The sequence below is a fragment of the Rickettsia endosymbiont of Hedychridium roseum genome (genome assembly GCF_964028255.1).
Lineage (GTDB): Bacteria > Pseudomonadota > Alphaproteobacteria > Rickettsiales > Rickettsiaceae > Rickettsia > Rickettsia asembonensis.
Genome location: NZ_OZ034753.1, coordinates 866,790 through 892,905, shown reverse-complemented (window position 1 = coordinate 892,905; position 26,116 = coordinate 866,790). Strand labels below are relative to the sequence as shown.

Genomic DNA, 26,116 nt, shown 5'->3' with positions numbered 1-26,116 from the left:
TTCGCCAAATTGCTCTTTAATATTGAATTATTAAAGAGCAATTAAAGTTATAACAAATCTTGGTGAAATTCTAGATGATGTTCACCGGCGAATTTTATCACATCATTATGATTCCCTTGATGATCAAAATTTATCAGTAATTCACCTTGTTCGTTTGAATGTAATATATTTGTAAATAAACGCTGGTCACCGTCAATTTTAATTTCAACTGCTTTTTTACCGATAAATTTAACGCCGTTCTTACCTTGTGGGTTATGTATTATACCTTTCGTTAAGGCATCTATAAATTTATTATATTGATTCTTATCTAATTTTTCTTGTAATTTTTCACTAATTCTTCCATAACATTCAAGTCCTTGATATTTGCCTAAAGGAGTAGTGTTATTACTTGTAATTTTTCCTTCTTTATTAACTTTCCAACTGCTATAACTAGGAATAACCTGCCCGATAGTATAAAGTAAATGTGCATTTTTTATTGATTGATAATATTCATGAATTTCTATAGGATTTTGATTTTCATACTGCTCTAGCTCTTCTTTAAGTGATAATAAGCCAATATATTCCTGTATCTTTTCTTGAGCATTAGCTAGCCTTGCAGCTGTGAGTCCATTTTCAATGGCTTCCTGATTTTTATTATCATATTGTAAAATTTCCTCAACTTTATTTAAAGCTAAGTCGTATTTCTTAATTGCGATTAAACAAGTGATAATCTTATTAATTTTTTCTATAGCTTGTGCTTGTGAAAAATTAAGGTTGCTAACAAGAGCTTCTATATGAATTTGGTTAATATATTCTTCAGGATTTAATAAAAATTCTATTTCCTGAAAGATATTACTGAGATATGGAGTTATTTTATTTTTAGGTATTTTTTGTATAAATTGTTTAGCTAATTCATATTGTTTGGTATATAAGGCTGTTGTAGATAGTAATATAGAACTACCAATAGAGTCGCTAATTTCGATTAACTCATCCTTTAGGTTTTCTTCATTCAAAATTTTCTCAGAGGCAGAATATTTATTGTATTTGGCAATATATTGAAAACATCGAAACTGTTCTTTACTATCTTTAGATAAATTGTCTTGGTTAATTAGATTTAATTTAGTTTCAGCAATTTCAGCTAAATTAAAACTCATTTCTGTCAAAATTTTTATATCTTTGGGAGCATTTGTTATTAAATTTTTTGCTTCTGTTCCTCTTCCGTTAAGTAAATAAATATTAAATAAGCTATAAATTGAATCGCTATCGTTTGGTCGATCCTTTAAAATGCGTAATAATTGCTCTTCGGCTAATGACAATTTTCCTGTATTATTATAGGCTGCCGATAGATTATAACGGCAAAAATAGATGACTTTACTTTCCTTTTGTTGCTCATTGTTTACTAGCTTTGCTAGTCGTGGTTCAAGTAATGTTATTATTTCATCATATTTTTTGGTAGTAAGCAATATTTCAGAAAAAGGGCTTAAAATAGCAAAATCTTCTATATTTGCTAATTGTTTAATAATATCAGGTTGAAATTCAGGTTTTACAATTTAGATATTTTTGATACCATTCTCCTATAGTTTTAAGTAAATTTAAAACTATAGGTGCTGATTTAAGTGTATCTGTAGCTACTTCTTCCATTAATGAAATATTCTTTTCTATTACGGCTAAACGAAAAATATTTTCCTTAGCGATAAATTTATTGATAATTTTAGCAATAGGGTTAGAAGAATTAGAGCTAGGTTTGTATTCAAAAAATATTTCTACTTTAGAATTTTTATTAATTAAAGAATTATATTCACTAATCTCATAATCTTTAAATAACTCATGATTTTTAAGTTCTTCGTAACTGTAATTTTTTAATACACATTCCAATAGCTTTTTTTGGGTTTTTATTTCTTTTATCCTCTTAATTGCTAAATTAGCAAATTCTGAAGCTAATTTTGAGTTTTTTATTTCTTCAATAGTTTTTAAATAATCTTTTTTTATGTCAAAACTTCTAACTATTGTTGAGTATAATTCTATAGCTGTATTTAAGGTAATATTGCGAGTTTCAAGCGGTAACCATAAAATATGGTTATTTTCAGAAAAGTTAATAGAAGACTTTTTTGATTTCATATATAATGCCTAGTTATTTTTAACAAGGCATCATACATTAATTTAATTCTTAGTCAAAAAATTATTAATATTTTTTAATAATTATCCACCGAATTGCTCTTTAATAATTCTATCTTCCAGCGTATGGTTTTTATTAAAAAGCAGTTTGATAGGTTTATCCTTAGTAGATTTAACGGTAACATTCGTGATATTATTAAACTCCTGAAAGTCGGCAGTAGCATTTACCGGTCGTTTATTTGTATTAAGTATTTCAAATTTAATTGTAGCAGATGAAAGTAGTAAAGCACCGTGCCATCTACGAGGTCTAAAAGAGCAGATAGGGGTTAGGCATAGCATATTTGATTCAAGCGGTAAAATAGGACCGCCGGCAGATAAATTGTAAGCACTACTTCCGGCAGGCGTTGCAACTAAAGCTCCGTCTGCTACTAATTCGCTCATCCTCTCTATTCCGTTTACGTCTATTCTAAATTTAGCAGCTTGATTAGTTTTACGAAATATCGATACTTCGTTAATAGCAAGTGCGGTATATATTTGACCGCTTATATCTTCAGCTTGCATAAGAAGAGGATTTAGAATAGAAACTGTACTTTCATGTATATTTTGTAATAAATTCTTGATATCTAAAGGATTCATTAAAAAGCCGAGACTTCCTAAATTAACCCCATAAAAAGGGATATTAAGATTCATATAGCGGTGAATATTATGTAGTAATTCTCCATCGCCGCCTATTACGATAATTGCTTCTGCTTCCTCTATTTTACAATAATTATAGAGTTTTTTTATTTCCTCTATAATAGCTAGATGTTTGGAATTTTGGTTATAAATCAATGCTATTTTATTTATATTCATTATATGAATTTCTTTTTTAATGTATAGACGCTTAACTAATAATAAGTTATAAGAATAAAGTAATAAAATAAATATTAAGTTAAATTATGTCATCATTCAACATCAAAAATCATAAAAATGATCTGCTATTTGTACCGCTAGGAGGATCTAATGAAATAGGTATGAATCTTAATCTTTACCATTATAAAGGTAAATGGTTAATGATTGATTGCGGTAGCGGTTTTGCCGATGACTACTTACCTGGTGTTGATATGATAATTGCCGATAGTAGCTTTATAGAGAAATATAAAAAAGATATAGTAGGTCTGATTTTAACTCATGCTCACGAGGATCATTTAGGCGGTGTCCAATATTTATGGAATAGCCTTAAATGTCCTATTTATACTACTACTTTCACAGCAAATTTTTTAAAAATTCGTTTAAATGAATATGATTTTGCTAAAAATATAAAAATTCATGAAGTAAAACCGGGTAGTAAAATAAATCTAGAGCCTTTTTCTTTAGAAATGGTGCCGCTCACTCACTCGGCTCCTGAAATGCAAGCAATTATGATCCGTACGGATGCAGGTAATATTTTACATACGGGAGATTGGAAATTTGATAATGATCCGGTACTTGGGAAAAAAGCCGATGAGGAGCTTCTAAAGTCTTATGGAGATGAAGGGGTTCTTGCACTTGTTTGTGATTCAACTAACGTATTTAATAAAGGAAGCTCAGGTTCTGAGGGAGATGTTAGAAAAAGTTTAGTAGATATCATAGCCGGCTGCCCTCAAATGGTAGTAGTTTCAACCTTTGCATCTAATTTAGCACGGCTTGATACAATAATTCATGCTGCAGGGCTGGCCGGTAGAAAAGTAGTTTTAACCGGTAGAAGTTTGCATCGTATGATGCTTGCTGCTCAAGAAAGCGGCTATTTCAAAGATATTGCTCCTCTAATTAGTGAACGTGACGTTAGTAGATTTAGAAGAGAAGAATTATTAGTAATTGCTACCGGTTGTCAAGGCGAACCTATGGCAGCAACCGCAAAATTGGCTAGTAATTCTCACCAATCTATAAAGCTTGCTCCTAAGGATACAATGATTTTTTCTTCAAAAATTATTCCGGGTAATGAAAAGAAAATATTCAGGCTATTTAATATATTTGTTAAAGCTGGTGTAGAAGTTATTACTGAACGTGATCATTTTGTACATGTTTCAGGACATCCATCGATTGACGAGCTGCAAAAAATGTATTCTCTAATTAGACCGAATATTTGTATACCTGTTCACGGTGAGCCTGTACATATTCATGAACATGCTAAGCTTGCTAAGAAAAACGGCATAAAACAGGCAGTAGAGGTTGAAAACGGTAGTGTAGTGGTGCTTGAACCTAATAATGCGAAAGTAATTTCAAAGGTAGAAAACGGCTATTTAGCTGTAGACGGTAATTATTTACTCCCTGTAGAATCTCCGATTTTCAAAGCTAGAAGACGTATGCGTGAGTCGGGTATCGTGGTAGCGTCAGTAGTAATTAATAAAAAAGGGCTGCTTGCTGCAAACCCAATTCTGTCTATGCCGGGGCTGCTTGATCCGAAAGAGGATATGGCATTAGTTAACCTCATTAAAAATGATATTAAAGAACTTGTTACCATTCAAAATAAACAGGCTAAAAAAGCATTGTCGGATGAACAAGTAATCGAAGCAATAAAAGGAGCAATCCGCAAAACTTTAAAACAGGAAATAAATAAATCCCCTGTAATAATAGTAAATCTTGAGAAAGCTGTGGATTAGAGGAGTTGTTATTGTGAGTATGGATTGTTTTGTGGCTTGAGAAGCCCACACGATGTCATTCCCGCGGAAGCGGAAATCCAGAAAAAAAAGTATAAATACAGAAAATTTTTGAAATTAAAAGCTCGATTTATCTCGCTTTACGCTGAATTCCCGCTTCCGCGGGAATGACATAAACAAGTCATGCAATAATACCTACAAGCCTGCAAGTGACAAAGAAAAAATAAAATGAATAAATTTAAAAATATTGCGGTTTATGGAGGAGGGAGTTTTGATACTAGTCTTGCTTCTTTAGCAGCACAAAACTGTAATAACGTTACTTTATTTTTACGTGACGAGGAAATAGCAAAAGAAATTTTACATAAAAAAACTAACATAAAATATTTAGGGGATATTAAATTACCTGCTCATTTACGGGCTACTACAAACTTAGATATAATTAAGGATTTTGAACTAATTATTATTGCAGTGCCGTCTTACGCTTTTGATGACTCAATAAAATTATTAAAAACTCATGGCATTTCTAAAGACAATACTCTTCTAATCGCAACAAAAGGCTTTGCTCGTACCCCTACCGAATTATTTTCAGATAGGTTAAAAACTCTATTACCGCATAGCACTACAGCGTTTTTTGCAGGTCCGAATCTAGCGAAAGAACTAGCTAAAAATTTACCGGCTTCAGCAAGTATTGCAAGTTTAGATATAGCAAATAAGATAGCCTATAATCTAGGTTCAAAAAATTTTACTACTAATGTGACAAGCGATATTGTGACCTTACAAGTAGCAGGAGCGTTGAAAAATATTTTTGCTATTAAAAGCGGGATTGATTTAGCAAGAGAGCAGGGCGAAAATGCAAGAGCAACGCTTATAGTAGCTGCCTTAAAAGAAATTGCTATTTTATCGAAAGCTTTAGGTGGTATGCAAGAGAGAGCAGATATATTAGACTTATTGGATAACGCAGCTATTAAGGACGAATTTGTAGGAGACACTTCACCTCGCACCGCAGCGTACACTTTAGTACGTGGGGATGCGAGTCTAGGCTCGACGCACAAATTACCCTTAGAAGCAAGTTATGCAACAAGTCTATTATTAGAGGCGGGAGTAATAGGCGATTTAGTCCTTACTTGCTATTCTTTAGGCTCACGCAATACAAAATTCGGTTATGAGCTTGGAATTAGTAGCGATAAAAAAATTTTTTTACGGGAATATAAAGAGTTAGTAGAGGGAAGAGAAGCATTAAAATTAGTTTTGGATTTGATGAAAAAATATAATTTCCGAAGTGGCTAACTATGTCATTCCTGCGTAGGTGTGGCGTTGTTGCATGAAACGAAAAACCTACTCTATGTCATTCCCGCGTAGGCGGGAATCCAGAAAAATAACTTCAAATATTTAAAAAATAAACCTAAAAAAACAAGTTTTTTATAGGTTTTACTGGATTCCCGCCTACGCGGGAATGACATAAAATGACCCATGCAATAATGTTTCCTTGCAATGACGGAAAACCGGTCCATGCAACAATGACAGTACTACAGCACTCTCTTCATCTGTTCCTGCTCTAATTTGTCTTCTTTATCTAGTTTATTTAAAAATTCTTTATAAAAACCGTTTGTTATATATACAAGTTCCATTTCGGTATTTAATTCAGAAGATTCAAGTATGATTAAACATTCAACATCCTTGAAAGTAACTACTTTATCATTTTCTTCTTCTAAACTATATTTATCTTTTAAAATGTTATAAAACTCTTCAAACTTATTTTTATCTATAGTTAAGATAACGGCTTCTATTATATTAAAATCATTACATATTACTAAAGCTTTAGATATAGCTTTTTCATTTGGTTCTATATAATAATTATATCCTTGCCAATAATTAAGGTTCTTTATTGATGATTTTGTATTTTTTTGTTAAATCTATATTGGTAGTTTTATTTAATTCAAGACCAAGCGGCATAGGATTAGAATAGGTATTTAAACAAAAAATATAATTAATAAGGGTAATAGATTTTGCATAAATATATAATATTAAACAACAAATCTTAAATACCATAATATTTATTATATTTCAATTAAAAGTTAATAAAATAAAAATCTTTACAAAATTTAGTGAAAAAAAATAAAACCTCATATATTATAAGTAATTATATCTTTAGCTCATTACATGATAATCTTTAGTATAGTTTTTTTTAAAACCGTTTCGGTATTATTAAGTGTAGTAATAGGATTCTTAGCAGGTAAATATTCAAATGTTGAAAGAGATAGTATCTCTTCTTTACTATTCTATTTTATATCACCTATAGTATTTTTTACGATACCTGCTAGTACAACCTTAACACTTTCGGCATTAAGCGTTACGGTCGTAACATTTGTAATTGCAACACTCTTATCGCTTTTTTCTTATTATTTTTTTGGTAAATTTTGGCAAGATCATACACGTAATATTATAGCTTTGTCTGCAGGTACGGCAAATGGCGGATATTTTATGTTGCCTATAGCTGCAGCACTTTTCGATGATTATACATTAAGTATTTACATGATGGCTGTTATAGGAGTTAATATTTATGAATGTTCCGTTGGCTTTTATATTTGTATGCGAAGTTTTGCAAATACCACCGATAGTATATTAAAAGTAGTAAAATTACCGATTTTAAATGCTTTTTTCTTGGGATGTTTATTTAGTTTTTGTGGTTTTACTTTACCGGATTTTTTAGATGATTTTATATATAATATGAAAGGTTCTTTTTCGATACTCGGTATGGTGATGGTGGGTCTTGCTCTCTCATCTCTACAAAAATTTGAAGTCGATATAAAATTTACTCTTGCTACGTTTGCTGCTAAATTTTTATTCTATCCTTTGGGAGTAGGGTTATTTATCATGTTTGATCATTTTGTAACAAAATGGTATAACAATGATTACTATAATGCTCTAAAACTACTTTCTACGTCACCACTCGCAGCAAATACTATAGTTATAGCGAATTTACAGAAATTTTATCCTGAGAAAGTTGCAGCTACCGTGTTTTTATCTTTGCTTTTTGTAGTTATATATATGCCGACAATGGTCAGTATATTTTTAAGTGACTTAAATTAATAACATGATGACAATGATTTTTTTAAAATTTATTCTAAATTGGTATTAATAGGTTCATATGAAAATTAATTCAATAAAAATTGGTCCCTATATTAATTTATTACCTCTTCAATATATACCGAAACATAAAATTTCTTATGTGGAATTCGGTGATCCTAAAAATAAAAATATAATAGTATGTGCTCACGGATTAACTAGAAATGCTCATGATTTTGATAAAATAGCTAAAGAGTTGAGTAAAAATTATAGAGTAATTTCAATAAATTATCCCGGTCGTAGTGATAGCAAAAATTTTAAAAAAGCTAATCATTATAATTATACTACCTATATTAAAGATACGTTATTCTTTTTTAAAAGACTAAATATTGAAAAACCTATTTGGCTCGGTACTTCAATGGGCGGTATTATAGGTATGGTACTTGCCAGTAAATATAAAAATATTTTTAAAGCCTTAATATTAAATGATATAGGGGCATTTATTGATGCTGCTCCTTTAATTAAAATTGGAGGTTATGCTAAAAAAACGGTACTTTTAGATGATTTGGCTAGTGTAAAAGAACATTTAAAACTTATTTATGCCCAAATAGGTATTAAAGATGAAGAAGATTGGGATTATTTAACAAAATATATCGTAATTTCTACATTTGGCGGAAAATATAAAATGAATTATGATCCTGCTATAACAAAAGGAATGAAAAATGCTAGTAACCAAGAAGATGTTAAACTATGGTCCGTATGGAATAAAATAAAATGTAGAATATTAGTAATTCATGGGATGAAATCTCAAATTTTAACAAAATCTACTGTTAAAAAGATGAAAGAAACAAAAACTTTTGATCTTTATGAAATAAAATATGCCGGTCATGCTCCTTCCCTAATGAATCCTGAAGAAATTAACTATATCAAATCTTGGTTAGAGAAGAAGTCTTGATGTCATTTCTGCGTGGATTAATTTCACCTCTGTCATCTCGTGGCTTGACCACGGGATGACAGCAAAAAATTTGGATTCCTGCTTTCGCAGGAATGACACAGGAATTATTTAAATTAATTAACAAATAATAATTATGAAAATTACTACTAAAGTACTAATAATAGGTTCAGGTCCTGCGGGTCTAAGTGCCGCTATTTATACGGCTAGAGCCGCTCTAAAACCAATATTAATTAATGGTATGCAGCCAGGCGGGCAGCTTACAATTACCACCGATGTTGAGAATTATCCCGGATTTGCGGAAACGGTGCAAGGACCTTGGCTTATGGAACAAATGTCTATGCAGGCTAAAAATGTCGGTACAGAAATTATTAGTGATTACGTGGAAAAAGTAGATTTATCAAAAAGACCTTTTAAAGTATTTACCGGAGCTGGGAATGAGTATGAAGCAGAAAGTATAATCATCTGTACTGGTGCGGAAGCAAAATGGCTTGGTATAGCTTCAGAGCAGGAATTTCGTGGTTTTGGTGTTTCGGCATGTGCTACTTGCGATGGTTTCTTTTTTAAGAATCAAGAAATAGTTGTAGTAGGGGGAGGAAATAGTGCAGTAGAAGAAGCTTTATACTTAACCAATCATGCTAGCAAAGTTACTATAATACATAGAAGAGATAGTTTTAGAGCTGAGAAAATATTACAGGAGCGATTATTTAAAAACCCTAAAATATCGGTAATTTGGGATCATGTAGTAGATGAGATTGTAGGTAACGATAAACCAAAATCCGTTACCGGAGTTAAAATTAAAAATATCCACACCAAAGAGGTTAATTTAGTGAATTGTAGCGGTGTATTTATAGCTATCGGGCATGCACCGAATACGGGGCTATTTACCGGACAAATTGCAATGGATGACGATAATTATATAATTACGAAGTCAGGTACAACTAAAACTAGCGTAGAAGGGGTTTTTGCTGCCGGTGACGTTCAGGATAAAATTTATAGACAAGCAGTAACTGCTGCAGGTAGTGGCTGTATGGCTGCTCTTGAGGTAGAGAAATTTTTGAATAAATAATAAAATTCCTAAAAAAAAGACATAATCATATAAAAATTCATTAATTTTTTTTTAATAAATTCTTGTATTAAAAATTATAGCAATATAATCTTTCTTTCTAATTTTATAAAATAGAGAGGAATTATGCCTACACAGCACTTAACTTCAGAGAAAAAATGGGAAATTTTTTTAAAAGCTATAGGAGCAGAAATAGGAGTTACAAAGGTAACTGATAATAAAGTTATTTTTAAAACAACTTCTAATGACTTAGAACATTTTCGTACATTATTAGCATCCCCTGATGAATTAAAGAAGAATGTGATACATGCTTTATTTAAGGATAATATAGTAGAATCTGAACTATATAATAATGCAGATACTTCAGATATAGAAATAGGAGAGTTATTTTATAAGCTAGTAGATGGTGATCTTATAACAGAGTATGGTTTGTCTAAAATTTTAGAAACAATAAGATTAGAAGCTGAATTTAATAAAGAATTATTAACTGCCGAGATTCAACTCTCTTGTGGAAATCCAATAAAACATAAAATGGATGAATCCAAACTTGAGACACTACAAGCCGTTATAAGTGATGAAAATAAATTATCAAAAATTTTAACAGGTGAAGCAACACCGGCTACAGATTATACCTATCCACCTACTGAATTTTCTAAACTGAATTTTCTAAATTAATATCCCAAATTATTTCTCATAAAGAAAATAATAGCTTAACTTTTACTCTAAATAACGGTGCAGCAATGCAAGCCGTTTAAGCTTATAAAATTGACGGTAAACCACCTATTATCGCTTCTAATTTGGAAGGCGGATTTATCCTTGATAAGCAGTATTTATTAAAATATTTATTTCCGATATTTAACGGTTTTGTCTGGCAGGAAGACGGTAAATTTCCTATTATGTTTTCTTCTAAAGACCCGGAATATCTAAATACTAATAATAATCATGAAATTACTTTATTAATAGATATTAGCGGTAGTATGAAATATACTTTTAGTGATTATAAAAATAATATACAAAAGATACTAGCTAAATTAGTTGAGATCCCTAATTGGAAAATTAATATAGTTTCATTTAATGATCAATCTAACATGGAATCTTTTTGTGATAAGGAAAATTCTATTGAAGATATTAAGAAATATGTAGAAAATTTAAATGCCGATGGATATACAAGATTATATGGTACCGTCAAAGATGCTTTAGAATTATTGAAAGAAAAAATAGATATACATTCTACTATTATAGTATTTACTGATGGAAAAAACGAAGGAACTGACTGTAATACAACACAACAAGAGGTTATAGATTCTGCAATCACTGTAATACAAAACCCTCAGTTTAATATGTATGCGGTAGGATTTGGTGAGAACTACAATAAAGAATTTTTTGAAGAAATTGCAATGCGTGGAGGATTTACTCATATTAGTTTAAGAGATCCAAGCGGCATGAAACAGCTTGAACAATATATTGACAATATTGAGCAAAAGATGGTTATTTGGAAAATATTAGGAGAACAATTAAATTTAATAACACGAGTACAAGAAGGTGATGTTTTTATTGGAGATAAAGTAGATACCGATAAAGAAATTACGTTCTCTAAAGACGGTCAACAATTCACGATTGGAGTAGAAGAGTTTGATACAAATATTGCCGGCGTAGTAAGAAGTTGTTACGATGAAGTAGCTTAATTATTATATTTCTCTTGCTAGTATTAGCGGATAATTTTAAGATAAGTTTGTAACAGTTTTTTCGTCATTGCGAGCGACTAAAAGGATTGTTGCATGGCTCAAAAAACCTGCTGGGTGTCAATCCCGCGACTTGATCGCGGGATCCAGCTTAAAATACTAAAATTAGCAGTACTCTAAGTTATATTTTTGGATCCCACTATCAAGTCGCGGGATGACAAGGGCGAAGCCGAGCCACGCAACAACGCCAACGCCTCCTTGCAATGACGATTTTAGTATCCGCACAATAATACCAGTAGGAAATTTATGAACTTACTTAAAAATATTACGGGAAAGAATTATATAAACGGTGAATTTATAGAGTTCGGGAAGCAAATATCCGTTATTAATCCTTCGACCTTAAAAGAAATTGCTACAGTTCCGAATTTAGGATTATCTGAGATTAATTCAGCAATTAATAATACGGTGCAAACTTTTTCTTCATGGTCACAAAGTTCGTTTGAAGAAAGAATAGCGATTCTTAGAAAATGGTATAATTTAGTAATCGAAAATATTGATGAGCTAAGTCATATATTAACTCTAGAGCAGGGTAAGGTACTCTCTGAATCCAAAAAAGAAATTCTATACGGAGCATCTTTTATTGATTGGTATACATATGTTATACATAATATTCACGGGACCATTAAACCGGGCAGTAGTAAAGCTCATAAAATTGTTACGCAATATGAGCCGGTTGGACCGTCTGCGGCTATAACTCCTTGGAATTTTCCAAATGCAATGATTACTCGTAAGGTAGTGCCTGCAATAGCTGCAGGCTGCAGCGTTATATTAAAACCGTCAAGCCTTACGCCTCTATCAGCTTTAATACTTGCGAAATTTGCAAGCGATGCCGGTTTGCCCGCCGGAGTATTTAACGTGATTACCGGTGATTCGGATGTTATAGGTAAGTCTTTTTGTGAAGATTTTAGGCTTCGGAAATTATCATTTACCGGTTCTACAAATGTCGGTAAAATTCTATATCAAAATGCCGCAAATACTCTAAAACGTTTATCTTTGGAACTTGGCGGCAATGCTCCTTTCATTATAACGGCAGATAATAATTTAGAGAAAGTAGCAAGTGATTTAGTAATCGCTAAAACTAGAAATAGCGGGCAGTCTTGTACTTCACCCAATAGGATATTTATAGAAGAATCTATATATGAAAAATTTATAGAAATTCTAAAGGCTAAATTTACTAAGCTTAAATCTGGTGACGGATTTGATAAAGCATCAGATATAGGTCCGTTAATTAACTCTGCTGCCATAGAAAAAATACAAAAGCTACTCGCTGATGCACAAAATAAAGGAGCTAAATTAATTTGCGGCGGTAAAGCTGTTGATAATTTTATTGAGCCTACTATTATTATTGACTGTTTGGATAATATGGATATCTTTAGAACAGAAATATTCGGTCCGGTGGTTGCGTGCTATAAATTTAAAGATTTGGATGAAGTAATAGAATGTGCAAATAATACCGAATACGGCTTGCAAGGATATGTATATTCAAATAATATATCTGTGGCACAAATGATAGCAACTAGGCTTGATTTTGGTATGGTTTCAATTAATAACCCATTCATTGCCCGGAAATGCAAAAGCACCTTTTGCAGGGCGTAAAGCTTCAGGCTTTGGAGTTGAAGGCTCATTTGAAGGGATATTTGAATATCTAAATACGAAATATATAAACTTACAGAATTAAGAATGCCCGCATGGTTTCTTTTATGTAATTCCATTGGTCACACATGGGTATAAACTTAAGAGGCGTCTCACTCGATGTCATCCCTGCGAAAGCAGGGATCCATAAAAGAAAACTAAAAACAAAAAATGTATTGGGTATATATATTATGTTCTAATAAGCATGGCACTTTATATATTGGTATTACTAATAATATAATACGTCGTATTTATGAACATAAACAAAAAATAATAAAGGTTTTACCTCAAAATATGACATTACAAAGCTTGTTTATACAGAAGAATTTACCGATATTAAAGAAGCACTTACTAGAGAGAAAAATTTAAAAAAGTGGAAACGTAGCTGGAAAATTGAACTGATAGAAAAAACTAACCCTGAATGGAAAGATTTAATTGAATAGTTTTATGGATTCCTGCTTTTGCAGGAATGACATCTTGAACGTTCGTATACTAGAATATCAAGCCACGGTATGACAATGAAATAATAATTATGAATAAAAATTATTCCTGTTCCTATAAATGATATTGAAAGAAAAATTGAAGAAATTAACCTTATACTTGATAATTATGAACCGCTTTGTTTAATAATAGGTAAAGAAAAAGTTAATCACCACTTACACATAACATCTAATAATCTTGCTGAATTGTTAGATAAAGAGATACCGCTTTCAATTGAATATTTTGATCCTATAGTACGACTAATTGAACAATTTAATAAGATTGAAATTATAATACCTCAAGAGCTTAATAATGCTTTATGTAATACATTATTAAACTTTGAGCATAATTATTATTCCGACGAATTACAAGAAACCGTAATTCAATATATAGAAAAACTTGATATTCTAGGGGGGATGCGTACTAACACTCTAAAAATCTCAATAGTTTTACCGGTTTATAATAGGGAGAAGCTATTACCTTTTGCTATTGAGAGCTGCCTTAATCAAAGCTTTAAAGACTTTGAGCTTATTATTATTGATGATTGCTCAAAAGATAGTAGCGTTATAGTAGCTAGGAAATATGCAGAGCAGGATTCACGTATTAAGGTAATAGTAAACGAGACCAATAAAAAATTACCGGCAAGTTTGAATGTTGCTTTTAAAGAGGCCAAGGGGGAGTATTTTACTTGGACTTCAGATGATAATCTTTTCCATGAAAATGCTTTAGAAAAAATGGTTAAGACACTTGATAATTCACCTGAGATAGGGCTTGTATATACTGATTATACTTTAATCGATGAGCAAGGTAGTATAGGTGCAAGACTTTATCAAGAACCGCCTGAGTTTTTACCGATTAGAGATTGTGTCGGTGCATGTTTCTTATATAGAGCCGATTTAGCAAGACAAATAGGGGGATATAATGAAAATATGCAGTTGGTGGATGATTATGAATATTGGCTTCGTTTTGGACTTGTTACGAAATTTGCTCATATACCGGAATCTTTATATTTCTACCGAGTACATGATCAAAGCTTAACAATAGAGCGTAAAATAGAAGCAAAACAGGCCAAAAGAGCTTTAAAAGAATTATTCAAAGATAAATATATTATTCCTGCTGAGATTAAACCTATAAATGATTTATATAATTGGTTTATTGAAGATAGAAATTTAAGCTCTTATTTTAGGTTATTTAAAATAATTATTTGTAGTCCGATAATTACTATTTCTTATATTATTAAAAATCTGAAAAGAATTAGATGATATTTAAATGCTTCAATATTATTCCCGCGTAGGCGGGAATCCAGAAAAAATAACTTTAATATTTATATAAAATTACATATTATGGATAAAATAGACATATAAAAACAAGTTTTTATATGTCTTACTGGATTCCCGCCCACGCGGGAATGACATCATAAGTCATAGCACAACACCTTTAAAAACAAATGCAAAATCAAGATTTCATACATACATTAAATCCACAACAGCAAAAAGCAGTTCTTCATACTGAAGGACCGCTTTTATTGCTTGCAGGTGCAGGGACAGGTAAAACAAAAGTACTTACCTCAAGAATAGCTAATATTGTTCACCAAAATTTAGCCTCACCTCAAAATATTCTAGCCGTTACTTTTACTAATAAAGCTGCTAAAGAAATGGTTGAAAGAGTTAACAGTCTAATTAATTGCTACGGTCTTAATATAGGCACTTTCCACTCAATGGCAGCTAGGATATTACGTGACCAAATTGAGCATTTAAATCTTGGTTTAAATAATAGATTTACTATTATTAGTCATGATGATCAATTAAAACTAGTTAAGGATATAGTAAAACTAAAAGATATCGATACTAAAAAATATGCTCCTAAATTAATACATATCATAATTTCGAGATGGAAAGATCAAGGATTATTACCAAGTAAACTATCAGCATCAGATACTAATTTACCGTTGCAGAGGGTGGCAAAACTTGTATACGAAGAATATCAGAAAAATTTACTTATTTCTAATGTTTTAGATTTTGGAGATTTGCTACTTTATAATAATGAGCTTTTTATTAAAAATCCTGAAATACTAAGATATTACCAGGAAAAATATCGATATATTTTAATCGATGAATATCAAGACACTAACGTTGTCCAGTATTTATGGGCAAGAATGCTCGCAAGTTTATATAAAAATATTTGCTGTGTAGGGGATGATGATCAATCTATCTATGGTTGGCGAGGAGCGGAAGTCGGTAATATATTACGCTTTGAAAAAGATTTTGCAGGTGCAACGATTATTAAATTAGAGCAGAATTATAGATCAACTTTGCCTATACTTGCTGCTGCTTCCAATGTTATTAATAATAATAAAAACCGTCACGGTAAAACGTTATGGACGGATAGGGAAAGCGGTGAAAAGATAAAAATTATCTCTTGTTGGAGTGATAAAGAAGAAGCAAGATATATAGCCGGCGAAATAGATAAATTAGTGAGAGAAGACCGATATAATGCCGGCAATATTGCAATATTAGTACGAGCTGGATTTCAAACAAGAAGTTTTGAGGAAGCGTTTATAAATAGTGCTATGCCTTATAAAATTATAGGAGGTTTGCGGTTCTATGAACGTATGGAAATAAGAGACGTGCTTGCTTATATCCGTATATCTTTAAATCAAAATGACAATCTAGCACTTGAGCGTATTATAAATGTGCCGAAAAGGGCAATAGGTGCAGCTAGCTTAAATAAAATTAGAGTCTATGCACTTGAGCGAAATATTTCTAATTTCGCAGCCATTAAAGAAATGTTGGAAATGGGCGAGATTAAAGCAAAACCATATGAAACTCTAAAAGATTTGGTTACTAAAATCGATAATTGGCACGAAAGATTTAGTATAGATGCTCCAATAAACGTAGTTAAAGCAATACTTGATGATTCCGGTTATCTTGAAATGCTTCAAGAAGAAAAGACCGAAGAAGCATTCGGTAGAATCGAAAATATTAACGAAATGCTTAGAGCTATTGCCGAATTTAACGATGTTCATGATTTTATCGAACATTCAAGTTTAGTTATGGAAAACGAAGTGCTTGAAACTAATTACGGTGGTTCTGTTACTATAATGACCCTGCACGCAGCTAAAGGGCTTGAGTTTGACGTGGTGTTTTTACCGGGCTGGGAAGAGGGAGTATTTCCGTCTCAAAGGTCTCTAGACGAAGACGGTGAAAAAGGCTTAGAAGAAGAACGCCGCATTGCTTATGTCGGCATTACGAGGGCCAAAAAAGACCTCTACATTACCCATGCGGAAAGCCGAAAAATATTTTATGAAATAGTCCGTTCTTACCCTTCAAGGTTCATAACCGAAATCCCTGATGAAATTACGATCAGGACCTCTTCTATGAAAAGATACAATTCTTTTTATAAGTTTTAATTAATTTTCATTCATAAATTTTAAAATGGTTTGCATACTTTAACTAATTATTATCTAATTTAATTGATAGACTTCTTGCATTAACTTGCTTCTAAGGGTAATTTGTACGTCGAGCCTAGACTCGAATCCTCACGTACTAAATGTACGCTGCGGTTCGAGGTGAAGGGTCTCCTTCAAATTCCTCCTTATTAGCTACGTTAGACAAGAAATCTAAATAATGGTTAATAGAGGAAATGATATGCCAAATGCCAACGAAATAATGTCTGGTCTTACTTCAGTAATTAGTGCAGTAGATACATATAGTAGCAGAATCACTGAAAGCAATCCTATAAATAAAATTTTAACAAGTTATGATGCATATCTTGGAGCGGTAGCCCAAGGAAAAGAGGGAATTAGAGGTTATTTATCTTCTGAAGGTATTGATTCATTAACTGATCAAATTAATAAGCAATTAGAAACTTGTATAAAATTAGAAGTATCACCGACAAAACAAGCTAAAATGAGATTTGCAGCCGCAAATTTAGAAGCTTCTTTAAAAGGTTTTGAACTACCTTTAGAAAAGAATACGGCATTTGATAATTTGTCTTATACCGGTTTGGAAGAACAAGAAATTTTAGGCAAAGCCATACCGGCAGTAAAAGAAGCAATAGTTAAATTAAACGGTGAACATGTTTCTAGAGAACAATATGCTCAAAGCATTATCAAGGAAGCTTTAGAAAGTTTGCAAAAAGACTCTGAGGTTTCTGTCGAATCACTTAAAAAATATGAGAATTTTATTACCCAAGGTGATAAAAGTAAGAAGCTTGTTAATGGGGAATTTCAGCCGGCAGTAATTCCGGAAAAAACAGATCAACTTGCAGAAGAAGCTATTAAAGCTGCTAATAAAGCTAAAGAAGCAATGAATAAAAATATGCTGGAAGCAGAACAAGTAACCATAGAGAATCCATATTCAGCTATAGATAATAAATTAAATCCTAATAATGGTAAGCTTGCAAATGATAATTTAAAAATTAAAATCGAAAAGTATTTTACCCCATTGCTTGAGAGCAGCAACCCCGCACTTGTTAACGGTACTAGAAAAATATTATCAGAGCTAAATCCTGGATATTTAACTGAACACGGATGGGGAGAAAGTATAGCATTAGAATTACAAAGAGTAGCTAAACCTAAGCTATGGCAAAGAATAGTAGCAGTTTTTACCGGTACGGATTATGCTCAAAAAAATATAGATAAAGCAATTGCTAACTTTGAAAAAAGTAATAGTTCATATATAGATATGAAAAATTTATCGGAAGAACTACAACGAGAAAAACAAGCACCAAATAAAGAAATCAATATCGTAACAACAGCAAAAAAAGAGCAAGGTAAAGAGCAAAATAAAACAATATCCCAAAGCTATAAGTCTTCTATATCAACCCCTATCTCCCATGTTGATAAGCTTAATAAAAGTAAAGAGAGTGGACAACAGTCAGGGCATAGTAAATAATGATTTATATGATAATATAGTTGCGAATTTTTAAGAAGTTTGATAACTTGGTTACATTATATCAAATAACTTAATAATGAGTATTATATGGCAGAGATTATAACTAATATAAATGATACTATTGAAAAAATTAAAAAAAACGATGAAGTAACTAAGATATCGGCTGCAGTAAAAGGTAAAATAGTTGATATAAAAGACGTAGATAGTAGATTAGATACTTTGAATAAAAATATTGTTACTCCCGATCCTATTCAACAATATTTACAATCTGAAGAATATATCACTAGTACGCTTGAAGTACTTGCCAGTAAAATTATTAGTGAAGTTGTAGAAAATAAAGATATACAAAAATTAGTAGATAATTTGCATATCAATTTAGGACAAGATACAAAACTAGCATTTGATAAAACCATATTTTAAGATTTAATAAAACTAAGAAGTTCTAATATAAAACCTCCGCAAACTACTCCTGGTACTTCTACTAAAAATCAAGAAGCAGTAAGAAGTAAGGGTTAAATTTTAATATAATTTGGAAAGTCTATATTATTGTGAGGAAGTTGTGTTCCGTGGCTTGAGCAAAGCATCATATGTCATTCCCGCGAAAGCGGGAATCCAGAAAAAAAGTATAAATACAGCAAATTTTTGAAATTAAAAGCTCGATTTATCTCGCTTTATGCTGGATTCTCGCCTTCGCGGGAATGACATAAAACGGTCCACGCAACAATGCCTTGCGAGCAGCCGTAGGCTGCGTGGCAATCTCGTCAAATATCCTGAGATTGCTTCGTCGAAACTTACAGTTTCTTCTCACAATGACGATATTTATTTTTAGTGAGTAATGCTTGGTGGAACGGTTAAATACTCCTCTTTCCATAATTCATTATAGAGAATAGGGTCGATATTACCGCCTGAGATTAGTACTAGTAATTTTTGAGGTTTGGATTGTGTTTTTAACCAATTTACCACTGAAACCATATTTATACTACTTGACGGCTCGCATATAACTTTAAGTAAATGAGTAAGCCACGCCGTCCAATAATATATTTTATATTCTTCTGCTAAATAAAAATGATCAAGTTTTTTCAGATATTCAAATGTACGAGCTGATACACTCAAGGTTTTAAGACCGTCTGCGATGGTAGTCGGTGCATTATCAAATCTATATATTGAGCCGTTTTTAACCGATAAATAAGCATCATTTGCCTTAAGCGGTTCTGAACCTATTAACAAGCTTGTCGGTGATATTAATTCCTTGGCAAGATATGAGCCGGAAATTAAACCGCCGCCACCGCAAGAGGCAAAAATAGCATCAGGACTAAAGCCTAGCTGCTGTAATGCTTCATAGCATAACGTGCCTGCTCCTGCTATTGTAGAATCACTATCGGAAGGATGTATATAGTAAAATCCTTGCTTTTCATTTTCTTTTACTCTTTCTTCCGCTTCTTGTCGAGTATCTGTATATATAACTTCACCGCCGTAATAGAGAGCTGCTTGTTGCTTTACTTTTGAAGTATTTAACGGTAAATAAATCCTTGTTTTAATACCGAATAATTTACTTGCATAAGCAAGACCAATCCCATGGTTACCCGTACTATAACCGACTATTTTATTAGGTAATTTTCCTTGCTCTTTTAATTCCAATAAATGATTTAATACTCCTCTAACTTTGAATGCACCGGTTTTTTGTAATGATTCAACCTTAAAAAAAATCTCATGACCGAGCATCTCATTTAAGCTTTCAGAGTGAACTATTGGAGTTAAATGTAGATATTGTTTTATTCTATTATGTGCAGTAGCTACATTTTGAGAAGATTGTAGTAATAAATTCATAAATATAATTAATAAAGATGGCTTGAAATCGCATTTATACTATATTATATAGTTAATAATTAGAAATTTTAAAAGGTTTTAATTGATGAATAAAAAATCCCTGCCGCTTATGGCATTAAGAGATATGGTAGTATTCCCGGGAGTAATTGCTCCTATTTTCGTGGGTAGACAAAAATCGCTGCAAGCGTTATCTCATACTACCGTTTCTGAGGAAGATAATAGTAAATATATTTTAGTAACTTTACAGAAAAAATTTGATCAAGAAAACCCTAGTAAACATGAAATTTATAACACAGCTATACTTGCCAAGATTATCCAAATAGTGAAGTTGCCTAATAATACGGCAAAAATCTTAATAGAAGCAGTAGCAAGAGTAAAGCTAAGCAATATCAAAGGCGAAGAAGCTTTTGAAGCAAATTATGAAATTATTCCGGATGAAGAAATATTTGACGTTAATAACATGCGTTCATTAGTGGATAATGCAGTACAATTATTTAGTAAATATGCGATTAATGATAAGAAAGTTAATGCGGAAATTATTGAAACTATCAATAAAGAAATAAGTAATAGCACTAATTTTATAAATATTATAAATATATTAGCTTCACATCTGATAACTTCCCTTGAGGCAAAGCAGCATTTATTAGAAGAAACTAGTCCTTTTAAGCGTATCACTACGGTTATTAGTACGCTTACTTCCAATATAGTAAATTCAGAAACCGAGCAGGCATTGCAGCAAAGAGTAAGAAAGCAAATCGAAAAAACGCAGCGTGATTATTATCTGCACGAACAAATGAAAGCTATTCAAAAGGAGCTTGATGAAGATAAATCGGAACTTGCCGATATCGAGAAAAAAATTAAAAGTTTAAAATTATCTAAAGAAGCTAAAGAGAAAGCAGAATCAGAGCTTAAAAAACTCCGTAGTATGAATCAAATGTCGGCAGAGTCGGGAGTGACGCGTAATTATCTTGAAACTTTGCTAAGTTTGCCTTGGGGTAAGTATGATAATAGCAAAATAGATATTAACCAAGCGGAGAAAATTTTAAATCGTGACCATTTTGGACTCGAAAAAGTTAAAGAACGAATTATAGAATATTTAGCGGTATTACAGCGTTCAAGTAAAATTAGAGGACCTATATTATGTTTAATAGGTCCGCCAGGGGTCGGTAAAACTTCACTTGTAAAATCTATTGCCGAAGGAATGGGCAGAAAATACACTAAATTTGCTCTCGGCGGTGTTAGAGATGAAGCAGAAATCAGAGGGCATAGAAAAACTTACCTTGGATCAATGCCAGGTAAAATTTTAGGTCAACTTAAGAAAGTTAAGACTAGTAACCCTGTAATGCTGTTTGATGAAATCGATAAAATGAGTTCTGATTTTAGAGGTGATACGGCATCCGCTTTGCTTGAGGTATTAGACCCTGAGCAGAATAGTCATTTCGTGGATCATTATTTAGAAGTAGAATATGATCTATCAAACGTAATATTTATTGCTACTGCTAATTCTCATGATTTACCAAGAGCTTTAAGCGATAGAATGGAAAAAATATACATTTCCGGTTATGTAGAGGAAGAAAAGCTCCAAATCGCCAAAAATTATTTAGTTCCAAAACAATTTAAAGTACATAAAATTAAGAAAGACGAAATTACTATATCCGAAGCGGCAATTTTGGATTTAATTAGATATTATACTAAAGAATCAGGTGTGAGAGCTTTAGAGCGTGAAATAGGGGCATTAACTAGAAAAGCATTAAAGCAAATTTTAGCAGATAAAACAGTTAAGCATATCGCCATAGATAGTAGTAATCTTGAAGAATTTCTAGGGGCTAAAAAATATGATTTTGGGCTTGCTGAGAAAGAAGACCAAATAGGGAGTACTACAGGACTTGCTTATACTGAAGTAGGAGGAGAGCTTTTAACTATAGAGGCTTTAGCATTTCCAGGGAAAGGTGAAATAAAGACCACCGGAAAACTCGGTGATGTTATGAAAGAATCGGCAATGGCTGCATATAGTTGTTTTAGAAGCAGAGCAACAAATTTTGGATTAAAATACGATAATTATAAAGATTTTGATATTCACATTCACGTACCGGCGGGAGCTATTCCAAAGGATGGACCGTCTGCCGGCTGTGCTTTGTTTACGACTATTGTTTCGTTAATGACTAAAATACCCGTACACCGTACTGTAGCAATGACAGGCGAAATTACTTTAAGAGGAAATGTTTTACCTATCGGCGGTCTTAAAGAGAAGTTGCTTGCTGCGAGTAGGGGAGGGATTAAAACCGTATTAATTCCTGAGGAGAATGTTAAAGACTTAAAAGATATACCGTCGAATATAAAAGAAAGCCTAGAAATTATATCTGTGTCAAATATCGACCAAGTACTTAAGCATGCTTTGGTAGAAACCCCGTTAAATAAATAGAGATCGGTCATATACTCGTTTAATTTGAAAAATTGGCGTCGTTGTTTCATATTTTTTGATCTGCGTGATCGTTTATGTACGCTGCGGTCAAAAAATATAAAACGTCTTGCTCTTTTCCAAATTAAACTTCGTCTATCTGCTTTTCATTTACTAGAAGTATATAGTACCGGATAATTTCTATTCTATGTCATTCCCGCAAAAGCGGGAATCCAAAAAAAATATTTATACTTGTCATTGCGAGGAGCGAAGCGACGTGGCAATCCAGAAAAAATAATAAAAAAATTCTGTAAATCGAGTCAATCATAAATTTTGTGTAAGTATCTAAAATTCATTTTCTAATAATTCATATTTAAAATCTCCGCAAAGTATCTCAAATTGATTTAAAGCAAGGGACCATTCTCTAATGGGCATGGTCCATTTTTTTTGCAGCATTTTTTAGAGCCAGAAAGACGATTTTTGTAATAGATTTATCATCTGGAAAAACTCCCTTATTTTTGATAATTTTACGGATTTGACGATTTACCGATTCAATCGTATTAGTAGTATAGATGACCCTTCTAATTTCTTCTGGAAAGGCAAAAAAAGGCACTATTCCAGTTCAATTACGTTTCCATATATCAGAAATAACCGGATATTTGCTATCCCATTTTTTAGCAAACTCTTCTAATGCTAAATTTGCCATGCTCTCATTATTTGCTGTATAGATTTGTTTTAAGTCAGCCGTTACTTCTTTAAGATCTTTATAAGAAACATATTTTACAGAATTACGAACCATATGCACGATACAAAGTTGTACTATAGTATTTGGAAAGATACTGTTTATAGCATCTCTAAAGCCTTTAAGCCCATCAATACATGCTACATAAATTTGTTCTATACCTCGATTTTTTAGCTCGGTTACAACTTGCATCCAAAATTTTGCACCTTCATTTTTGCTAATCCAAATACCAAGCAACTCTTTCTTACCTTCTGTATTAACTGCAATAGCAAGGTAAACAGCTTTATTTATAACCATATTATTATCTCTTGCTTTTACCATTATACAGTCTAAATAAACAATCGGATATATCCTATCTAAAGCTCTGTTCTGCCATCTTATTACATCTTCCATTACTCCATCGGTAATGGTAGAGATAAGTTCCTTGGAAACTTCTGTATGGTAGATTTCTTCTAAATGTGATTGTATCTCGCTCATAGTCATACCTCGAGCGTAGAGGGAAATAACCGTATCATCAAATCCGGAAAATCTTCTAACTCCTTTAGGGATTAGTTGCGGTTCAAACTCACTATCTCTATCACGTGGTACATCAATTACTATTTTTTGACCGCTCTCGTCTATTATTGTTTTTTCTGTTGTACCATTCCTACGATTGCTATCTATCTTCGCTACTTTGCTATGCCTAGAATATCCTAATTCATGATTTAGTTCACTTTCCAATATTCTTTCTACTAGACGCTTCTTTAGTTGCTGAAACAGTCCATCTTTACCAAATAGCTCAGAAGGATTAGCTTGCGATAATAGCTCTTCTACTAGTTCATTATTTATATTTGTTTTTGCTGTCTCTTGTTCTAATTTTTTAGCCATATTTTCCTTTGGTTAAGTCGTTATTTCTTACAGTAATTCTTTATCTGCTTTTTTTTTAACTTACACAAATTATATGACTGACTCTGTAAATCAGAATTTTTAACTGGATTGCTTCGTCAATTACTTCGTAATTTCCTCGCAATGACGGGAAAACCGGTCCACGCAACAAAGCCAATTCGTTAGCGGCGTTTTAAGAATTTAAAGGGTAGAGGCAAGCTGCTCCTGTATTTTTTATTAACCGGCAGCAGGTACAAAATTATTATCATCACCTAACATGCTAACATCATTGTTTGTACTTTGATTATAAATTATTTCGTGAAGCTGATTTTCTATAGTTATAATTTCTAATTTTGTAGATTTATTAACTATAATCTTTTGCATACTAGCAGTTATTTTATCTATATAGGTTATATTATTAAAGGCTTTAGTGGTATTTACTATATTTGTTATAGTATCTTTTACTATAGCTTTATCTATAGTATTTATTGCAGTGTTAATAGCTACTTTGTCGTTTATTTCATAAGCAAAATTTTGAAAAACATATATTTTATGTAATAAGTCATATATATATTTTACGCCTTTATTCTTAGCTATACTTAAAGTTGTTTTACCATTATTAGTAATCTGATTAATAACCTCATTGGACATTCTAGGTATAAGTGCTTCGGAAACTTTTTCATAGCCATTAGCAGCAGCCCAAGTTAAAGCGGTATAGCCGTCTTTATCAATATAATTAATAGCTTTCTCTGACATTTTAGATATAAGTAATTCACAAACTCTGGATAAGCCTTTATTAATAGCTAAAGTTAAAACTGTATTTCCGTCTTTATCGACTTCTCTTAATTCGGTTGTATCTATTTGAGCAATGAAGTTTCGTGCTTCTGCCATATCTTTTGTTGTTATTGTATGTATTAATCTTTCATATGGAGTTTGAAACCATCTCAACATAATTATAACCTTATTAAATTCTATAAATTTTAATATTTTATTAAAAATGAGCTATAGATAGAATCATAGTAAGGAGTTTTAAGAATGCAATAGATATTTAATTAAAAATTAATTTAAAAACAAAGACCGTTCTATTTGCTGACGCTTAACCCTGCCTTTAGTGTGTACCCACTGCAGTAACTCATTGGCGGCAGCTCTGTACTCACCTCTATTAAGCTTTTGCTGCAATGTTGATGCTTGGAATTTCCTGCCGCTGCAGTAGAAAATAAACGAGATTAAGGCGGCTTGTTGATTTCGGTTAATGGGCTACTACAATATCTATGCAGAGCCGCTCTTATTCAAGCAGTTCTTCGCCTTGCTATTATAGTTCGACTCTATCACATGCCCATAACCGATGGTAGGACATAACAAAGTCGTTACTTTTCAATAACTTTCAATTTAACAGTTCGTATAGGCAATATAGTAAATTAAATATTTGCTTTCCTTTATTAGACATCTTTCCAAACTTCGTTTCTAGAGGTAATTTATACGTCGATCTGGTACTCGCATCCTCACGTACGCTTGTGTACGCTGCGGTTCGAGGTGAAGTGTACCCTTTAAATTCCTCTCTATAAACTGGTTTGGAAAGATTTCTATTGCCGTATAGTTCGTATATCCTCAAGCATTTTAACCAATCTTTAAAGAGTATATAATCAGAATAGATACTTGTTAATTATATGTAAATATGTATAAATGTTTTATTAAAAATAAAAATCTTTAATATTATTTAAATAAATTAATAAAAATTGT

General features: G+C 32.1%; 19 protein-coding genes and 7 pseudogenes. 15 read left to right on the top strand and 11 right to left on the bottom strand.

The window, feature by feature from the left end; translation table 11 throughout:
- Positions 1–47 precede the first annotated feature (47 nt).
- The 3 genes from AC5587_RS05235 to AC5587_RS05225 form a co-directional block, all read right to left on the bottom strand.
- A complete protein-coding gene (locus tag AC5587_RS05235; RefSeq protein WP_499162030.1) occupies positions 48–1,442 on the bottom strand; it encodes a tetratricopeptide repeat protein in 1,395 nt (464 codons plus the stop codon).
- Positions 1,443–1,515: 73 nt separating this feature from the next.
- Entirely contained in the window at positions 1,516–2,097 is a 582-nt protein-coding gene (locus AC5587_RS05230; protein ID WP_499162028.1) for a hypothetical protein, read from the bottom strand.
- A gap of 81 nt (positions 2,098–2,178) precedes the next feature.
- Complete coding sequence (locus AC5587_RS05225) at positions 2,179–2,946, bottom strand: NAD kinase (RefSeq protein ID WP_410527135.1); 768 nt, start codon at positions 2,944–2,946, stop codon at positions 2,179–2,181.
- 86 nt (positions 2,947–3,032) lie between these two features.
- On the opposite strand from AC5587_RS05225, the gene AC5587_RS05220 reads away from it, so the two are divergent.
- The 3 genes and pseudogenes from AC5587_RS05220 to AC5587_RS05210 form a co-directional block, all read left to right on the top strand.
- Entirely contained in the window at positions 3,033–4,715 is a 1,683-nt protein-coding gene (locus AC5587_RS05220; protein WP_499162026.1) for a ribonuclease J, read from the top strand.
- 36 nt (positions 4,716–4,751) lie between these two features.
- On the top strand, positions 4,752–4,883 hold the full coding sequence (locus AC5587_RS05215; protein ID WP_499162024.1) for a hypothetical protein: 132 nt from the start codon (positions 4,752–4,754) through the stop codon (positions 4,881–4,883).
- A gap of 57 nt (positions 4,884–4,940) precedes the next feature.
- Positions 4,941–5,984: pseudogene (locus AC5587_RS05210) on the top strand (NAD(P)H-dependent glycerol-3-phosphate dehydrogenase); the annotation flags it as partial.
- A gap of 600 nt (positions 5,985–6,584) precedes the next feature.
- On the opposite strand, the gene AC5587_RS05205 reads toward AC5587_RS05210, so the two are convergent.
- Positions 6,585–6,761, bottom strand: a complete 177-nt coding sequence (locus tag AC5587_RS05205; protein WP_499162022.1) for a hypothetical protein — start codon at positions 6,759–6,761, stop codon at positions 6,585–6,587.
- A 111-nt stretch (positions 6,762–6,872) separates the two neighbouring features.
- Between AC5587_RS05205 and AC5587_RS05200 the strand changes: the two genes are divergently transcribed.
- The 9 genes and pseudogenes from AC5587_RS05200 (at position 6,873) to pcrA (ending at position 17,059) form a co-directional block, all read left to right on the top strand.
- On the top strand, positions 6,873–7,802 hold the full coding sequence (locus AC5587_RS05200) for an AEC family transporter (protein WP_499162021.1): 930 nt from the start codon (positions 6,873–6,875) through the stop codon (positions 7,800–7,802).
- Between the two features lie 58 nt (positions 7,803–7,860).
- A complete protein-coding gene (locus AC5587_RS05195; RefSeq protein ID WP_499162020.1) occupies positions 7,861–8,733 on the top strand; it encodes an alpha/beta fold hydrolase in 873 nt (290 codons plus the stop codon).
- Positions 8,734–8,866: 133 nt separating this feature from the next.
- The gene (trxB, locus tag AC5587_RS05190) at positions 8,867–9,799 is read left to right on the top strand and encodes a thioredoxin-disulfide reductase (RefSeq protein ID WP_499162019.1); all 933 of its coding nucleotides are present in this window, start codon (positions 8,867–8,869) and stop codon (positions 9,797–9,799) included.
- Positions 9,800–9,922: 123 nt separating this feature from the next.
- On the top strand, positions 9,923–10,471 hold the full coding sequence (locus AC5587_RS05185) for a hypothetical protein (protein WP_499162017.1): 549 nt from the start codon (positions 9,923–9,925) through the stop codon (positions 10,469–10,471).
- Positions 10,472–10,593: 122 nt separating this feature from the next.
- A complete protein-coding gene (locus tag AC5587_RS05180) occupies positions 10,594–11,481 on the top strand; it encodes a VWA domain-containing protein (RefSeq protein ID WP_499162016.1) in 888 nt (295 codons plus the stop codon).
- 303 nt (positions 11,482–11,784) lie between these two features.
- Positions 11,785–13,216 (top strand): annotated as a pseudogene (locus AC5587_RS05175) (NAD-dependent succinate-semialdehyde dehydrogenase).
- A 125-nt stretch (positions 13,217–13,341) separates the two neighbouring features.
- Positions 13,342–13,613: pseudogene (locus AC5587_RS05170) on the top strand (GIY-YIG nuclease family protein).
- Between the two features lie 453 nt (positions 13,614–14,066).
- Complete coding sequence (locus tag AC5587_RS05165) at positions 14,067–14,912, top strand: glycosyltransferase (RefSeq protein ID WP_499163003.1); 846 nt, start codon at positions 14,067–14,069, stop codon at positions 14,910–14,912.
- Between the two features lie 185 nt (positions 14,913–15,097).
- Positions 15,098–17,059: a DNA helicase PcrA gene (gene pcrA, locus AC5587_RS05160; protein ID WP_499162015.1), complete on the top strand. Its 1,962-nt coding sequence runs from the start codon at positions 15,098–15,100 to the stop codon at positions 17,057–17,059.
- A gap of 83 nt (positions 17,060–17,142) precedes the next feature.
- Here pcrA and AC5587_RS05155 read toward each other — a convergent pair.
- Positions 17,143–17,306 (bottom strand): annotated as a pseudogene (locus tag AC5587_RS05155) (palindromic element RPE1 domain-containing protein); the annotation flags it as partial.
- On the opposite strand from AC5587_RS05155, the gene AC5587_RS05150 reads away from it, so the two are divergent.
- The gene (locus AC5587_RS05150; protein ID WP_499162014.1) at positions 17,298–18,545 is read left to right on the top strand and encodes a hypothetical protein; all 1,248 of its coding nucleotides are present in this window, start codon (positions 17,298–17,300) and stop codon (positions 18,543–18,545) included. The pseudogene AC5587_RS05155 and the gene AC5587_RS05150 overlap by 9 nt on opposite strands.
- 87 nt (positions 18,546–18,632) lie before the next feature.
- Positions 18,633–18,941, top strand: a pseudogene (locus tag AC5587_RS05145) (hypothetical protein); the annotation flags it as partial.
- 265 nt (positions 18,942–19,206) lie between these two features.
- On the opposite strand, the gene AC5587_RS05140 reads toward AC5587_RS05145, so the two are convergent.
- Complete coding sequence (locus AC5587_RS05140; protein WP_499162013.1) at positions 19,207–19,353, bottom strand: hypothetical protein; 147 nt, start codon at positions 19,351–19,353, stop codon at positions 19,207–19,209.
- Positions 19,354–19,370: 17 nt separating this feature from the next.
- A complete protein-coding gene (locus AC5587_RS05135; protein ID WP_499162012.1) occupies positions 19,371–20,372 on the bottom strand; it encodes a serine/threonine dehydratase in 1,002 nt (333 codons plus the stop codon).
- 85 nt (positions 20,373–20,457) lie between these two features.
- Between AC5587_RS05135 and lon the strand changes: the two genes are divergently transcribed.
- The gene (lon, locus tag AC5587_RS05130) at positions 20,458–22,794 is read left to right on the top strand and encodes an endopeptidase La (protein WP_499162011.1); all 2,337 of its coding nucleotides are present in this window, start codon (positions 20,458–20,460) and stop codon (positions 22,792–22,794) included.
- Positions 22,795–23,115: 321 nt separating this feature from the next.
- Here the strand turns inward: lon and AC5587_RS05125 are convergent.
- The 4 genes and pseudogenes from AC5587_RS05125 to AC5587_RS05110 all read right to left on the bottom strand — a co-directional run.
- Positions 23,116–24,379 (bottom strand): annotated as a pseudogene (locus AC5587_RS05125) (IS256 family transposase).
- Positions 24,380–24,613: 234 nt separating this feature from the next.
- Entirely contained in the window at positions 24,614–25,327 is a 714-nt protein-coding gene (locus tag AC5587_RS05120) for an ankyrin repeat domain-containing protein (RefSeq protein ID WP_499162010.1), read from the bottom strand.
- Positions 25,328–25,435: 108 nt separating this feature from the next.
- Positions 25,436–25,594, bottom strand: coding sequence for a glycoside hydrolase family protein (locus AC5587_RS05115; RefSeq protein WP_499163002.1), 159 nt, complete (start codon positions 25,592–25,594; stop codon positions 25,436–25,438).
- Positions 25,595–25,817: 223 nt separating this feature from the next.
- Positions 25,818–25,982: pseudogene (locus AC5587_RS05110) on the bottom strand (palindromic element RPE1 domain-containing protein); the annotation flags it as partial.
- Positions 25,983–26,116: the final 134 nt, after the last annotated feature.

Excerpts from the sequence above, each read along its gene's own strand:
- AC5587_RS05230 (WP_499162028.1), bottom strand. The coding sequence starts at position 2,097 with ATGAAATCAAAAAAGTCTTCTATTAACTTTTCTGAAAATAACCATATT.
- AC5587_RS05225 (WP_410527135.1), bottom strand. The coding sequence starts at position 2,946 with ATGAATATAAATAAAATAGCATTGATTTATAACCAAAATTCCAAACAT.
- AC5587_RS05220 (WP_499162026.1), top strand. The coding sequence starts at position 3,033 with ATGTCATCATTCAACATCAAAAATCATAAAAATGATCTGCTATTTGTA.
- AC5587_RS05205 (WP_499162022.1), bottom strand. The coding sequence starts at position 6,761 with ATGGTATTTAAGATTTGTTGTTTAATATTATATATTTATGCAAAATCT.
- AC5587_RS05200 (WP_499162021.1), top strand. The coding sequence starts at position 6,873 with ATGATAATCTTTAGTATAGTTTTTTTTAAAACCGTTTCGGTATTATTA.
- AC5587_RS05195 (WP_499162020.1), top strand. The coding sequence starts at position 7,861 with ATGAAAATTAATTCAATAAAAATTGGTCCCTATATTAATTTATTACCT.
- trxB (WP_499162019.1), top strand. The coding sequence starts at position 8,867 with ATGAAAATTACTACTAAAGTACTAATAATAGGTTCAGGTCCTGCGGGT.
- AC5587_RS05185 (WP_499162017.1), top strand. The coding sequence starts at position 9,923 with ATGCCTACACAGCACTTAACTTCAGAGAAAAAATGGGAAATTTTTTTA.
- AC5587_RS05165 (WP_499163003.1), top strand. The coding sequence starts at position 14,067 with ATGCGTACTAACACTCTAAAAATCTCAATAGTTTTACCGGTTTATAAT.
- pcrA (WP_499162015.1), top strand. The coding sequence starts at position 15,098 with ATGCAAAATCAAGATTTCATACATACATTAAATCCACAACAGCAAAAA.
- AC5587_RS05150 (WP_499162014.1), top strand. The coding sequence starts at position 17,298 with ATGCCAAATGCCAACGAAATAATGTCTGGTCTTACTTCAGTAATTAGT.
- AC5587_RS05135 (WP_499162012.1), bottom strand. The coding sequence starts at position 20,372 with ATGAATTTATTACTACAATCTTCTCAAAATGTAGCTACTGCACATAAT.
- lon (WP_499162011.1), top strand. The coding sequence starts at position 20,458 with ATGAATAAAAAATCCCTGCCGCTTATGGCATTAAGAGATATGGTAGTA.
- AC5587_RS05120 (WP_499162010.1), bottom strand. The coding sequence starts at position 25,327 with ATGTTGAGATGGTTTCAAACTCCATATGAAAGATTAATACATACAATA.